At 63.8% G+C, this 12656-nt stretch carries 13 protein-coding genes; 6 read left to right on the top strand and 7 right to left on the bottom strand.

Annotated features, from left to right (window positions below; genetic code table 11):
* Positions 1–155 precede the first annotated feature (155 nt).
* A complete protein-coding gene (locus tag P6U27_RS27045) occupies positions 156–1076 on the top strand; it encodes an MBL fold metallo-hydrolase (RefSeq protein ID WP_122404704.1) in 921 nt (306 codons plus the stop codon).
* Positions 1077–1187: 111 nt separating this feature from the next.
* On the opposite strand, the gene P6U27_RS27040 is transcribed toward P6U27_RS27045, so the two are convergent.
* Both P6U27_RS27040 and P6U27_RS27035 read right to left on the bottom strand, forming a co-directional pair.
* A complete protein-coding gene (locus tag P6U27_RS27040) occupies positions 1188–2042 on the bottom strand; it encodes a DUF1499 domain-containing protein (RefSeq protein ID WP_122404703.1) in 855 nt (284 codons plus the stop codon).
* Positions 2043–2271: 229 nt separating this feature from the next.
* Positions 2272–3900 carry a fatty-acid--CoA ligase gene (locus P6U27_RS27035; RefSeq protein WP_122404702.1) on the bottom strand — a complete coding sequence of 543 codons (1629 nt, stop codon included), beginning with the start codon at positions 3898–3900 and terminating at the stop codon, positions 2272–2274.
* A 65-nt stretch (positions 3901–3965) separates the two neighbouring features.
* On the opposite strand from P6U27_RS27035, the gene P6U27_RS27030 reads away from it, so the two are divergent.
* Positions 3966–5087 carry an extensin family protein gene (locus P6U27_RS27030; RefSeq protein ID WP_407192840.1) on the top strand — a complete coding sequence of 374 codons (1122 nt, stop codon included), beginning with the start codon at positions 3966–3968 and terminating at the stop codon, positions 5085–5087.
* Between the two features lie 136 nt (positions 5088–5223).
* On the opposite strand, the gene P6U27_RS27025 is transcribed toward P6U27_RS27030, so the two are convergent.
* Complete coding sequence (locus tag P6U27_RS27025) at positions 5224–5910, bottom strand: L,D-transpeptidase (RefSeq protein ID WP_122404700.1); 687 nt, start codon at positions 5908–5910, stop codon at positions 5224–5226.
* 336 nt (positions 5911–6246) lie between these two features.
* Between P6U27_RS27025 and P6U27_RS27020 the strand changes: the two genes are divergently transcribed.
* Both P6U27_RS27020 and P6U27_RS27015 read left to right on the top strand, forming a co-directional pair.
* Positions 6247–7224: a magnesium transporter CorA family protein gene (locus P6U27_RS27020; protein WP_122404699.1), complete on the top strand. Its 978-nt coding sequence runs from the start codon at positions 6247–6249 to the stop codon at positions 7222–7224.
* A gap of 206 nt (positions 7225–7430) precedes the next feature.
* Positions 7431–7649, top strand: a complete 219-nt coding sequence (locus P6U27_RS27015; protein ID WP_122404698.1) for a hypothetical protein — start codon at positions 7431–7433, stop codon at positions 7647–7649.
* 152 nt (positions 7650–7801) lie between these two features.
* Here P6U27_RS27015 and P6U27_RS27010 read toward each other — a convergent pair whose 3' ends face one another.
* Positions 7802–8554 (bottom strand): SDR family NAD(P)-dependent oxidoreductase, encoded by a 753-nt coding sequence (locus P6U27_RS27010; RefSeq protein WP_407192839.1) that lies wholly within the window; start codon positions 8552–8554, stop codon positions 7802–7804.
* A 50-nt stretch (positions 8555–8604) separates the two neighbouring features.
* Positions 8605–9246 carry a pyridoxamine 5'-phosphate oxidase gene (gene pdxH / locus P6U27_RS27005; protein WP_122404696.1) on the bottom strand — a complete coding sequence of 214 codons (642 nt, stop codon included), beginning with the start codon at positions 9244–9246 and terminating at the stop codon, positions 8605–8607.
* A 113-nt stretch (positions 9247–9359) separates the two neighbouring features.
* Here pdxH and P6U27_RS27000 point away from each other — a divergent pair, with 113 nt between their 5' ends.
* Positions 9360–9767: an RT0821/Lpp0805 family surface protein gene (locus P6U27_RS27000; RefSeq protein WP_162500392.1), complete on the top strand. Its 408-nt coding sequence runs from the start codon at positions 9360–9362 to the stop codon at positions 9765–9767.
* A 106-nt stretch (positions 9768–9873) separates the two neighbouring features.
* Entirely contained in the window at positions 9874–10836 is a 963-nt protein-coding gene (locus tag P6U27_RS26995; protein WP_129143888.1) for a DnaJ C-terminal domain-containing protein, read from the top strand.
* 398 nt (positions 10837–11234) lie between these two features.
* On the opposite strand, the gene P6U27_RS26990 is transcribed toward P6U27_RS26995, so the two are convergent.
* Entirely contained in the window at positions 11235–12005 is a 771-nt protein-coding gene (locus tag P6U27_RS26990; protein ID WP_122404694.1) for an anti-sigma factor, read from the bottom strand.
* A gap of 105 nt (positions 12006–12110) precedes the next feature.
* The gene (locus P6U27_RS26985) at positions 12111–12599 is read right to left on the bottom strand and encodes a sigma-70 family RNA polymerase sigma factor (protein WP_027570971.1); all 489 of its coding nucleotides are present in this window, start codon (positions 12597–12599) and stop codon (positions 12111–12113) included.
* Positions 12600–12656 lie beyond the last annotated feature (57 nt).

Raw genomic sequence — 12656 nt, 5'->3', positions numbered from 1 at the left:
GGCGAGGCGAGGAAACTCTTCTCCGTCACGGCCGGGCAAAAGCGCAAAGCGCGTCTTCGCGCTACTTGTCCCGGCCATCCACGTCTCAGGCCGCGAGAAGAACGTGGATGCCGGCAGAGGCCGGGCATGACGAAGTCAGTAAGGTACGAGCAGCCATGTCCGACAATGACGACATCCCGTTCAACCGCAACTTTCCGCTGAAGCCGGGAATCGTCGAGGAGGTCCGCCCCGGCGTGCGGCGCGTGCTCTGCAACAATCCGAGCCCGTTCACCTTCACCGGCACCGTCAGCTACATCGTGGGCCGCGGCAATGTCGCTATCATCGATCCCGGCCCGGATGACGAGGCGCATGCGGCAGCGCTGCTCGATGCCGTGCACGGCGAGACGGTGACGCACATTTTCGTCACCCACACCCATCGTGACCATTCGCCGAACACCGCGCGGATCAAGCAGGCGACGGGTGCGCCGGTTTACGCCGAAGGCCCGCATCGCGCCTCCCGCCCGCGTTTCGAGAGCGAGAAGCACAATCCGGAGTCCGGCGCCGACCGCGATTTTGCGCCGGATGTCAACCTCGCACACGGCGACGTCGTGGAAGGCGGCGGTTGGCGGCTCGAGGCCGTGGCGACGCCCGGCCACACGGCCAATCATCTGGCATTCGCCTGGCCCGAACGAAAGTTCAACTTCGTCGGCGATCACGTGATGGGCTGGTCGACCTCGATCGTGGCGCCGCCCGACGGCTCGATGACCGACTACATGGACTCGCTGGACCGGCTCGCGGCACGTGAGGAGGATCTCTATTTCTCAGGCCACGGCCCCGAGATCCCCGAGGGGCCGCGCTTTGCGCGGTTCCTGATCCGTCACCGCAAGGCGCGTGAGGCCTCGATCCTGCACCGCCTTGCCAAGGGCGAGACCGACATCCCGACGATGGTCCGCGCGATCTATATCGGTATCGATCCGAGGCTGACGACGGCCGCCGGCTATTCCGTGCTGGCGCATCTGGAAGACCTCGTCGCCCGCGGCGTGGTGGCAACCGATGGCGACCCCGTAATTGGCGGGACCTACAGGATGGCGAGCTAATCCCTCGTCATTCCGGGGCGATGCGAGGCATCGAGCCCGGAATCCATTCATCCACCAAATCTGCAGCTCGATGGGTTCCGGGCTCGCGCTATCGCGCGCCCCGGAATGAGACTATTTCTTCACCGTCTTCGCCGGCGCCTTGGGCGGCGCGACCGGCGTCTTCTTCACCGGCTTGAGCGCGTCGGCATCGGCGGCGGTGTTGAGATCGTCGATGAATTTTTTGACGCGCGCGGCGTTGCTGCCGAGATCACTGTCGAAGTTGCGCGAAGCAGAACGGATATCGACGCGGGAATCATCGCCGTCCGGCACGACCCTTATCGAAACGTCCTCGCGAAAACCCATGATCGGCGTGCGCGCGACCGCTTCAATGCGGCCGATGCGGCGCGGTGGCTGCGGTGCGCGCTCATCGATCACGATCCATTTGCGCTTGTGCACGAGCTGGAGCGCGATTGCATAGGCGCGGTCGGCCGAAATCTCCAGCTCGACGGGCTCGATGTCGGGATAGAAGTGGCGCTGCTGCTCCGCCGAATAGAGGCCGGCGTAGACCGCGGTGTTGGTGCCCTCGCCGGTGCGCAGGCGCGCCAGCGCGTCGAAGCGCGGCGGATCGATCGGGTCGGTGGTGATGTCGTAGATCGGCGGCAGCTTGCGATATTGAAAGGCCAGATAGGCGGGGTAGGCGAGGATCGCCCCGTCGATCAGGAAGGCGAGCAGGATGCGCGCCATGCCACGCGAGCCGTTCTGCCAGATCGCAGCAAAGCCGGCGAGCCCGAACAAGATCGAGAGGCCGGCGATCGCGAGCCCGCCGAAGAAAGTCACAAGCGCCGGCTTCGGCTCCAGGAAATCGAAGCGCACGATGATGATCGACACCACCACCGCCGCGACCGCGAACACGGCCAGATTGCGCGCCCAGCTCGCGAGGCTGGACACGGGCTCCGACTGGTAGGGAGCGGAAAACCTGCGGACCATCGGGTGAGCTCTGCCGGATGTTGAGGGCGGCGCCGGCCGATCTGGCGCGACGATGCGCCGTTGAGACCACGGCCCGGAGGCAAATTCAAGGGAGGGCGGACTCTGGACCGTCATTCCGGGGCGATGCCAATGGTATCGAACCCCGGTGCGCCCTTGCGCACCTGGGAATCTCGAGATTCCGGGTCTGGTCCTTCGGACCATCCGGAATGACAGTGCGTGCCCTCGTGCGCTACGCCGCCGCGTTCGGGAAGCGATAATCCTTGAATTGGTCGCGCAGTGCCGTCTTCAGGATCTTGCCCGTCGCGGTATGCGGGATGCCGTCGACGAAGACGACATCGTCGGGCATCCACCATTTGGCGATCTTGCCATCCATGTATTTGAGGATGTCCTCGCGGCTGGCCTGCTGGCCCTGCTTGAGTTGTACGATCAGCAGCGGCCTCTCATCCCATTTGGGGTGGAACACGCCGATCACGGCGGCTTCCGCGACGGCCGGATGACCGACCGCGAGGTTTTCGAGGTCGATCGAGGATATCCACTCGCCGCCGGACTTGATCACGTCCTTGGAGCGGTCGGTGATCCGCATGTAGCCGTCCTCGTCGATGGTCGAGACATCGCCGGTGTCGAAGAAGCCTTCCTCGTCGAGGATGTTGGTGTCGACGTGGTAATAGGCCTTGGCGACGGCGGGCCCGGAGACCTTGAGGCGGCCGAAGGTCTTGCCGTCCCAGGGCAGTTCCTTGCCGGCGTCGTCGGTGATCTTCATCTGCACGCCGAAGGGCGCATAGCCCTGCATCTGGAGTACGTCGAGTTTGGCATCGCCCGTTGCATTCTGGAACGGCGGCTTCAGCGCCGCGACGCTGCCGATCGGGCTCATTTCGGTCATGCCCCAGGCGTGACGCACGTTCGAGCCCATGTCGAGGAAGGCCTTGATCATCGAGCGCGGCATCGCTGAGCCGCCGCAGATCACCATCTTCAGATCCGGCAGCTTGAGATTGTTGGCGGCCATGTGCTGCAGCAGCATCAGCCAAACCGTGGGCACGCCGGCGGTGTGCGTCACCTTCTCGGTCGAGAGCAGCTCATAGACCGAGGCGCCGTCGAGCTTGGCGCCGGGCATCACCAGCTTGGTGCCCTGCGAGGGCGCGGAGAAGGCAATGCCCCAGCTGTTGGCGTGGAACAGCGGAACCACCGGCAGCATCGTCTCGGCGGCGCTGGTGCCGAGCGCGTCGACATTGTTGGCCATCAGCGCGTGCAGCACGTTGGAGCGATGCGAGTACAGCACGCCCTTCGGGTCGCCCGTGGTGCCCGACGTGTAGCACATCGCGGCCGCCGTGTTCTCGTCAAAGTCCTTCCATTTGAATTTGCCGTCGGCCTGCGCAATCCAGTCCTCGTAGGCGACCGCATTCTTCAGCGTGGTCTCGGGCATATGCGCCTTATCGGTGAGCACGATGTAGCGCTCCACGCTTGCCAGCTTGTCGGCGATCTTCTCCAGGATCGGAACGAAAGTGATGTCGGTCATCACGATGCGGTCCTGTGCATGGTTGATGATCCAGGCGATCTGCTCGGGGAAAAGCCGGGGATTGACGGTATGGCAGATGGCGCCGATCCCCATGATGCCGTACCACGCCTCGAGATGGCGCCAGGTGTTCCAGGCGATCGTTGCGACGCGGTCGCCGAGCTTGATGCCGTCGCGCTCCAGCATCTGGGAAACCTTGAGCGCGCGCTTGTGGATCTCGGCGTAGTTGGTGCGATGGATCGGTCCCTCGACCGAGCGTGTGACCACCTCCTGCTTGCCATGAATCCTGGCGGCGTGTTCGATGATCCGGTGGCAGAGCAGGGGCCAATCTTGCATCAAACCAAGCATTCCGACGTTCCTCCGAGAAGTCGCTGGGCGCTTTGTCGCTCTCAGCGTTGGGCCAAAGAATTGTCATGACTTTTAGCCTGCCGGACTTTCGCCGCAAATGGTCTTGTCGCGGCTATATGTCCGCTGGCGCGGCAATGGTTACCGCTGCGCTCGGGCTGTTGCTCGTGCCTGCCGAGAGGGCAGAGGCGCGGAAATATCCTGTACCACTCGATGTCTTCGGCCTTGGCACACCACGGCCGCGCGCGGCCGTTCATGCCGCCAGGATTCCGCTGCCAAAACCGCGCCCCGCGGAGGCTCCCAAGGCGCTGGAAGGGGCACCGGACGAGGCCCCACCGGAAGCGGAGGGAAAGCCGTCCGACCAGCCGAGCGCCGATAAGCCTGCCGAGGCAGCCTCGCCACCCAAGAAACAAGCCTCAGCCTGCCGCCTCGCGCTGACCGAGGAGATTGCGATCGCGCCCTCAATTCCGGATATCCGCGGCCCCGGCGGCTGCGGCGGCGAGGATCTGGTGCGGCTGGAAGCCATCGTGCTGCCGGACAAGCACAAGGTGACGGTCAAGCCGGCGGCGATCCTGCGCTGCACCATGGCATCCGCAATCGCCGACTGGGTGCGCAAGGACATGGTGCCGCTGGCCGCGAGCTTCGGCTCGCCCATCAGCGACCTCGACAATTTCGATTCCTTCGAATGCCGCGGCCGCAACCGCGTCGCTGGCGCGATGCTGTCCGAGCACGGCAAGGCCAATGCCATCGACATCCGCGCCATCAAGCTCGCCAATGGGCAGTCGATCGGCCTCACCGACCGGGCCATATCGCGCGAGGTGCGTGAGCGCGTGCTGCACTCGGTGTGCGCGCGCTTCTCCACCGTACTCGGCCCGGGCTCGGACTGGTACCACGAGGACCACATCCATCTCGACCTGGCGCAGCGCCGCAACGACTACCGGATCTGTCAGTGGAACGTGTGGGACCCGCTGCCACAGGTTGCTCCGCTCTTGCCGGCGGAGCGCCCTGAGGAGGCGCCGCCGCGCGAGGTGGCGGCGAAGCCCGAGGCAAAGGAAGGTGCTGATGATGAGGCGGCGGAGAGATCCTCTCCGCCTGAGGACAAGCCGGCGCCCAAGCAGAAGGCTCAATCGTCCAAATCGGCAACAAACAAGCCGGCAGCAAACAAGCCGGCAACAAAAAAGCGCCGGTGAAACCGGCGCTCTGGATGTCTAAAGCGCGATGAGATTTGGATGAATCGTCATCGCGCTTTAGCTTGTTGTTTACGCATGATCTTTCCGGAAAACCGCTTCGCACTTTTCCGGATCATGCTTTAGGGCTCGGAGGCGATCAGTAGCTGCCCGCTTGGCCGGTTTGGCTGGTGCCGAGCGCCAGCCGCGAGTTGTACGGCGAGTCGCCATGCTTGGGCTCGAGCACCACGACGATGGTGCCGACCTTGACCCGGTTATAGAGGTCGATTGCGTCCTCATTGGTCAGGCGGATGCAGCCTGACGAGATCGAGGCGCCGATGTATTCCGGCTGGTTGGTGCCGTGGATGCGGAACAGCGTGTCCTTGCCGCCCGAATAGAGATACATCGCGCGGGACCCCATCGGATTGTCCGGACCCGGGGCGACATAGGTCGGCACGCCCAAGCGTGCAATCTCACCGGGCGTCGGATGCCAGGCCGGCCATTCGGTCATGCTGCCAACCTTGGCGATGCCTGACCAAGCCATGGCCTCTTCGCCGACCGTGATGCCGTAACGGATCGCTTTGCCGCCCTCCAGCACGTAATAGAGGTAGTGATTGTCGGAATCGACCACGATCGAGCCCGGGGCTTCCTTGCGGTGGTATTCTACGATGGCGCGGCGGAACGGCTCTGCGACGGGGGTGTTTTCGTACCGGACCTTGGCCAGGAGTTCCTTGTCCTTTGGCTTAAAGGCCTTGGTGTCGGTCGCTTCATAGTGCGTGGCCTGCATGCAGCCCGACAGCATCAGGCCAGCGGCCAAAATCCCCAACTTAACTTTCAGCGACGACATGGTTTGGTTCCGATCAAAACAATACCGTGCGGAAGGCCTGAGCTTAGCGCCCAAGTTCCTCGACTCCGTTAATCTCATTATCGTCGAAATCTGCCACAATTCCAGCGCTGAAGCCTTTTTCCCGCGCTGCAAGACCTCAGCTGTGGCTTTTCTGCCGCAAATTTGGGGGTGTTGTGAAGGTTTTTTGGCCAGACGCGCCAGGCTGTCGATTCCGTGCCACAGTTGAGCCCCGGGGTCGCCACAAATGCAAACGCTCCGTTAATGTTGTTGTCATCGTGAACCTGTCAGAATCGCGCTAAGGGCTGTCATTCTGTCGCAGGTTCTCTGGAGCTTTTGATGTTTGCGGTGTTTGTTCCCTCCGAGTCCGCCCTCAAGAAGGCTGTCATCGAGGATCTTGCGGCGGTGCCGGAGAACGCCGTCTGGATCGACCTCGTCAATCCGAGCGCGGCCGAGGACAAGGCGGTGGAGCGGCTCGCGGGCATCGCCATCCCGACCCGGGAAGACATGCAGGAGATCGAGATCTCCAGCCGCCTCTATATGGAGAACGGCGCGCGCTACATGACAGCGACCCTGATGTGCCACTCCGATACCGACATGCCCCGGACCACGGCGGTGACCTTCATCCTCGGCGACCACCGCCTGGTGACGGTGCGCTACGACCTGCCGAAGCCGTTCGCCCTGGTCGAGGCCAAGCTGGCTCGCTCCTGCACGCCTTCCATCACCGGCGAGATGGTGCTGATGGAACTGCTGGACGCCGTGATCGACCGCTGCGCCGACATTCTGGAGCGTTGCGGCACCGAGATCGATCAGGTCTCGCACGACATCTTCGAGCCCGAGAGCGAGCGCCATGGGCAGGCAAAGCGATATTCCCAGATCTTGATCTCGATCGGCCGCAAGGGCGACTTGACCTCGAAGGTTCGCGAGAGTCTGGTGTCGATCGGCCGCGTCGTGACGTTCCTGTCCGCGGTCGTCGAGGGCGTGAAATGGTCGAAGGACATGCGCGAGCAGCTCAAGACCATGCAGCGCGACGTCGCCTCGCTGACCGACCACGCCTCCTATCTGTCCAACAAGATCACCTTCGTGCTCGATGCCATGCTCGGCGTCGTCAATCTCGAGCAGAACAACATCATCAAGCTGTTTTCGGTCATGGCAGTTGTCCTGATGCCGCCGACGCTGATCGCCTCGATCTACGGCATGAATTTCAAGGTGATGCCGGAACTCGAATGGGTGCACGGCTATCCGATGGCGCTGGTGATGATGCTGCTCGCCGCCATCGTTCCGTACTGGATCTTCAAGTGGAAGAAGTGGCTGTAGGTTGCCGGGCTCGAGCAAAGATACCTACCGAGACCTTACGCCGCTCGCTGAGACACGGTGAATCGTGTCGCAGAATAGATCGGGATTGCGGCGACGCGGTGATGTGTGCGTCGTGCCGCAATTCCTCCGGTAAAATTTGAGCGGTGGGCTGAACGTTTGCGCGAAACTTGTCTGCGATAAGCAGTGCGTAGCCGCGAGGAACAGCCATGGTTGAAAAACACATAACGTCGCCCCGCAACGTCATCGATCTGGCGAACTATCGTCAGGTCCTGGCGAGCGGCAAGGCGCCGTCGATGTCGGCACGCATGTGCCGGCACTGTGGTGCTCCGCTGCTCGATGGTGAGAACGACGACGACTGCTCGACTGCATTCAATGCCGCAGCTCCCAGGCTGCGCGATCGGTCACGTCGGATTCGAATCGATTGAGGAACGGAAGACAAGGGCAGGCGATCCAGATCTTGCGGCGGCGTTGTCTGGATCGCCTTGCTTCCCAATTCAAGCTACGGCGAAATCAGTTGATCAATTCATCCGTCATTCCGGGTTCGATGCTTCGCACTGCCCCGGAACGACGCTCACCGTCACACGTGCTGGCCGCCGTTGATGTGGATCTCGGCGCCGTTGACGTAGGACGAAGTATCCGTGCACAGCACGTAGATGATTTTTGCGACCTCGTCGGGCGTGCCGAGGCGGTGCATCGGGATCTGCTGCTCGACGATCTTCTCGGTGCCCGGCGACAGGATCGAGGTGTCGATCTCGCCCGGCGCGATCGCGTTGACACGCACGCCGACGCGGCCGAAGTCGGAGGCCATCTCGCGCGTCAGCGCGGCGAGTGCCGCCTTCGAGGTGGCATAGGCGGCGCCGGCGAAGGGGTGCACGCGCGAGCCCGCGATCGAGGTGACGTTCACCACCGAGCCCTTTGCCGCCTTCAATTCCTCGATCAGCCCGCGCGCCATCATGATCGGCGCGAAGAAGTTGACGTGGAAGACATGCGTCCAGGTGTCGAGATCGGTGTCGACCGAGCCGAGTCGGGAGCCACCGGGGCCCTTGGGCGAGATCGCGGCGTTATTGACCAGCGCATGCAGCGTGCCACCTTCGAGCCGGCGGCGGATTTCGCTGATTGCGCGCAAGGTGTCCGCGGGGTCGCCGAGGTCGACCTGGATGTGGTCCTCAGGGCCGGCGTCCCACGGACAGTCCTCCGGGAAAGGATGCCGCGAGCAGGTGATGACGCGCCAGCCCGCCGAGGAAAAGCGGATCACCGTGGCGTGGCCGATGCCGCGGCTGGCTCCGGTCAGAAGCAGCGTACGACGCGGTGCATTGGACGAATGCGGCATGGACATCTTTCAGGTTGGCCCAAAGCTCGAGACAAGATTCAAGATGAGGCTCAAGGATACATCCGCGTCTTGGACCATTTCTGACCGGCGGCGTCACGGCGAAATTCGATGCGGTCGTGGAGCCGAAACGGGCGGTCGTGCCAGAACTCGATACGCAAGGGCGTGATGCGCCAGCCGCTCCAGCCCGGCGGCCGCGGCACTTCGCCGATGACGTATTTGGCCGCAACCTTGGCGATGGCTTGTTCGAAGGCGAAGCGGCTCTCCAGCTCTTGCGACTGCTTGCTCGCCCAGGCGCCGATCTGCGCCTGCTTGGGGCGCGTCGCGAAATAGGCGTCGGCCTCCGCGTCGGTCACCGGCGTCACGTTGCCGCGGATGCGGACCTGACGGCGCAGCGACTTCCAGTGAAAAAGTAATGCTGCCTTAGGATTTGCGGCGAGCTCGCGGCCCTTCTGGCTGGCGATGTGGCTGTAGAAGACGAAACCATCGGCATCGAAGCCCTTCATCAGCACCATGCGCACATCAGGCAGTCCGTCAGGGTCGACGGTTGCGAGCGCCATGGCGTTCGGATCGTTCGGCTCGCTCTTGATCGCCTCGTTCAGCCAAGCCTCGAACAGCGCAAATGGCTCATCGGCAGCGGTGAAATCACCGGATGTTAAGGGTGTCTGGTGTTTCATCGAGGTCGTGTCGGTCATGTCTGGAGTCCGAGTTGCGTCCCGCGGCCCAAAACGCGTTGTTGTCCGCTACCGCCCTATATAGGGCATGGGGACGCGTTGGCCTATCGGCGATCCGGCCGTCCGGCTTCGTCATGACGATGATTCTGATCGGGGTTGGCACCGGCGGCTGCAGCTTTTCCCGCAACGACAGCAGCGCCTATGCCAAAGCCGATGACGGCGATCTCACCGGCTCGATCGCGCGGCCGGCGAAGGATGCCCCGCCGACCGAGACCGATCTCGCCTTCACCCGCAACGCAGCCTCCGACGTCCTGAGCAAGGGCGACAAGGATTCCAGCCAGCACTGGGAGAATCCGGAGACCGGCGCCCGCGGCTCGGTGACACCGATCGCGCAGTCCTATGCCGCCGAGGACGGCCGCAAATGCCGCGATTTCCTGGCAAGCTACGTCAATGGCCGCACTGAAAGCTGGCTCCAGGGCGCCGGTTGCCAAAGCAGCCGTGGCCGTTGGGAGATTCGTACGCTAAAGCCGTGGCGGAACTAGGTTCAGCGCAAGCTCCTAGTTGCAAAAATGCCACTCTCTTCCCACATGAACGGCAGGTGGGGTGGGGAGCCCTTAACAATTCGATTTCTTGAAGGAGACGTGACGAATGCGCGACCCCTACGAGGTCTTGGGGGTGCCGCGGAGCGCCAACGCTGCCGCCATCAAGAGCGCCTATCGCAAGCTGGCCAAGAAGCACCATCCCGACAGCAACAAGGGTGACCCGAAGGCCGCCGAGCGCTTTGCCGAGATCAACTCGGCCAACGAGATCCTCGGCGACGAGGACAAGCGCAAGCAGTTCGATCGCGGTGAAATCGACGCCGAGGGCAAGCCGCGCTTCCAGGGCTTTCCGGGTGGCGGCGGCCCACGCGGCCGCGCGGGCCCCGGCGGGTTCGAGAGCTATACGTTCCGGAGCGGCGGTGCGGGCGGCCCGGGCGGCGGCGCGTTCGAGGATATTCTCAACAGCATGTTCGGCGGCGGGATGCGGGGCGCGCGGCCGGGGGCCGGCGGCGGCGCACAGTTCGAGTTCGACACCGGCGGCATCGGGCTCGATCTCGATGTCAACGTGGCCATGTCCGTCTCGTTGGAGGAGTCGGCCAAGGGTGGCGAGAAGCGCATCCGGTTGCCGACGGGCAAGGAGCTCAACGTCAAGATTCCCGCTGGCGTCGCCGAAGGCCAGCAGATTCGGCTCCGGGGACAGGGCGAGAGCGCGCCAGGCCATCCGCCCGGCGATCTCCTGATCACGATCAACATCGCGCCGCACCCGTTCTTCAAGGTCGAGGGTGCCGACCTCAAGATCGACCTGCCGGTCACGCTTTACGAGGCGGTGCTCGGCGGCAAGGTCCGCGTGCCCACCCTCGGCAATGCCGTCGAGCTCTCGGTCCCCAAGAACACCTCCAGCGGCCGGACCTTTCGCCTCAAGGGCAAGGGCCTGCCGAAAGCCGGTGGAACCGGGGATCTCTTGGTGACCATCAGGATTATGCTACCAGACGGGAACGACGCCGAGCTCGAGGCATTGATGGAGAGGTGGCGGGACCAACATCCCTACAATCCGCGGAGTGGGCTCGGCTAAGCATGATCCGGACCCGGAGGGCCGCGCTAGCGCGAAAGTGCGCAGCGGTCTTCCGAAGAGGTCATGCGCAAACAACAAGAAGGCGCCATTCCGAGGCCACCTCGACGATCGGAGCATTCTCTTAAAGGATGATGCTCAACATACGGCTGAAGCGCGCATTGCGCTTCGACGCGGACATTTGAGACGTGTCGGCTGTCCGGCGGGGCAGCCGACAAAGGTGCGGCCTCGAGAGGGGGACCAGCGCGGTACCAAAAACCCCAATCGAGGCCGCCTGCGTCGATCGGCGGATCGAACGCCACTCATAATCGCGTGAACACCCGGTGCGATAATGAGACGCGTCGATGTCCTGATTCCAAATTTTCGATGACGGAATCTGGGCACCATGCTCATGCGGTTGCTCAGGTGCCGTTTTTCTCCGCCTGGTCGTAGACGGCCTGCGCCACCCTGGTCAGCCGGTCGCGGTCACTGCTGCCGCTGACGACGTAGCCGACGCCGCGGTCGGCCCAGAACAGCGCGCCGTCCTTGTCCGTTTTGGCGTAGCGCATTTGCGTTGCACCATTCTCGGTCTTGGCGGAGTAGATCGTGTACCGCTCGCCCGAGGCACCCTCATACATCAGGAACGACGCCGGGCCGTTCGGTCCCGGCAAGAGCCGGCCGCCAACCAGCTTCAGCCCGCTCGCCTCCAAATTCGGAGCGAACACGGTCCAGCCGCAACGCCGGGTCAGCCAGGCCTGCAAGTGGTCGCGCTCGTTGCCGCCGACCTCGACGGGGTGGCGGACCTCGACGACATAGAGCCGATGGGCGTCGAGCGCGTCCGCCGTAAAGCTCTGGAAGGTTGAGGGCGCATTGGCAGCACCATGCGCGACCCACCCGGCCGTGCCGCCGGCGACGAAAGCAACCAGCACGGCCGCGGCGGCGCCATAGAGCCATTGCCGCGGGCGGCGCTCCAGCCGCTCCAATTCCAGCCGCGCCGGCACTGGTTCCTGGGCGACGGAATCGTAGCGGGCGTGCAGCATCTCAGCCATGGCACGCCAGGACTGCACGCGCTCGGCCTCGTCGGGATGGGCGGCAAGAAAGGCCTCGACGTCGGCGCGGCGCTCGGCCGGCAGCTCGCCATCGACATAGGCGTGCAGTTCGTCCTCGGTCACTGGGATTTTGCGGTCGTTCATATCGGTCGTCTCTGGCTCTGCGGCCCAAAAAATCGTTCGTGGCTCAACTTCGCTCGCGTCCTCTGCAGTCTGCGGGCGCGCGAAACGCGATGCATCACCCTGTCCTCATTTCACCCGCCTGAGCGCCGGGCGCTCGCCCTCCAGCGAGGCTTTGACGTGGGCCCTGGCGCGCGCCAGGCGCGACATCACGGTGCCGATCGGCACGCCCTGGATGTCGGCGACCTCGCGATAGCTCATGCCTTCCAGCATCACCAGCAGCAGCACCGAACGCTGTTCCTCGACGAGCGTCGCCAGCGCCTTCTCGATGTCGCGTCCTTCGGCCTCGGTCCCGCTGGCATCCGGATTGTTCTCCGTCAGCGGCATGAATTGCGGGCGCCTTGCCAGCGAGCGCCGCCGGTTCTTGTTGAGGTTGGTCAGGATCGTATAGAGCCAGCTCCTGACGTCGCCCCCGAGAAACAGCCGCTCGGAACGCAGCGCCCGTACCAATGTGTCCTGCACCAGATCGTCGGCCGCATCCGCATCGCGCGTCAGCGCACGGGCATAGCGGCGCAACGCCGGGATCATGGCTTCCACACTCTGGCGAAACGCATTCATTGAGGTCTTGACGTTCCTGGCGTTCGGCGCGAGCGCCTCAACCATCATAACACCCGA

The sequence above is a fragment of the Bradyrhizobium sp. STM 3566 genome (assembly GCF_045571445.1).
Classification (GTDB): Bacteria; Pseudomonadota; Alphaproteobacteria; order Rhizobiales; family Xanthobacteraceae; genus Bradyrhizobium; species Bradyrhizobium vignae.
Note: the sequence above shows the minus strand (reverse complement) of the source record. Positions and strands in the feature narration are given on the sequence as shown.

What these genes read in the sequence shown, in the direction of transcription:
- P6U27_RS27045 (WP_122404704.1), top strand. Translation starts at nt 156, where the DNA reads ATGTCCGACAATGACGACATCCCGTTCAACCGCAACTTTCCGCTGAAG.
- pdxH (WP_122404696.1), bottom strand. Translation starts at nt 9,246, where the DNA reads ATGACCGACACGACCTCGATGAAACACCAGACACCCTTAACATCCGGT.
- P6U27_RS27035 (WP_122404702.1), bottom strand. Translation starts at nt 3,900, where the DNA reads ATGCTTGGTTTGATGCAAGATTGGCCCCTGCTCTGCCACCGGATCATC.
- P6U27_RS26995 (WP_129143888.1), top strand. Translation starts at nt 9,874, where the DNA reads ATGCGCGACCCCTACGAGGTCTTGGGGGTGCCGCGGAGCGCCAACGCT.
- P6U27_RS26990 (WP_122404694.1), bottom strand. Translation starts at nt 12,005, where the DNA reads ATGAACGACCGCAAAATCCCAGTGACCGAGGACGAACTGCACGCCTAT.
- P6U27_RS27040 (WP_122404703.1), bottom strand. Translation starts at nt 2,042, where the DNA reads ATGGTCCGCAGGTTTTCCGCTCCCTACCAGTCGGAGCCCGTGTCCAGC.
- P6U27_RS27025 (WP_122404700.1), bottom strand. Translation starts at nt 5,910, where the DNA reads ATGTCGTCGCTGAAAGTTAAGTTGGGGATTTTGGCCGCTGGCCTGATG.
- P6U27_RS27000 (WP_162500392.1), top strand. Translation starts at nt 9,360, where the DNA reads ATGACGATGATTCTGATCGGGGTTGGCACCGGCGGCTGCAGCTTTTCC.
- P6U27_RS27020 (WP_122404699.1), top strand. Translation starts at nt 6,247, where the DNA reads ATGTTTGCGGTGTTTGTTCCCTCCGAGTCCGCCCTCAAGAAGGCTGTC.
- P6U27_RS27015 (WP_122404698.1), top strand. Translation starts at nt 7,431, where the DNA reads ATGGTTGAAAAACACATAACGTCGCCCCGCAACGTCATCGATCTGGCG.
- P6U27_RS27030 (WP_407192840.1), top strand. Translation starts at nt 3,966, where the DNA reads ATGACTTTTAGCCTGCCGGACTTTCGCCGCAAATGGTCTTGTCGCGGC.
- P6U27_RS26985 (WP_027570971.1), bottom strand. Translation starts at nt 12,599, where the DNA reads ATGAATGCGTTTCGCCAGAGTGTGGAAGCCATGATCCCGGCGTTGCGC.
- P6U27_RS27010 (WP_407192839.1), bottom strand. Translation starts at nt 8,554, where the DNA reads ATGCCGCATTCGTCCAATGCACCGCGTCGTACGCTGCTTCTGACCGGA.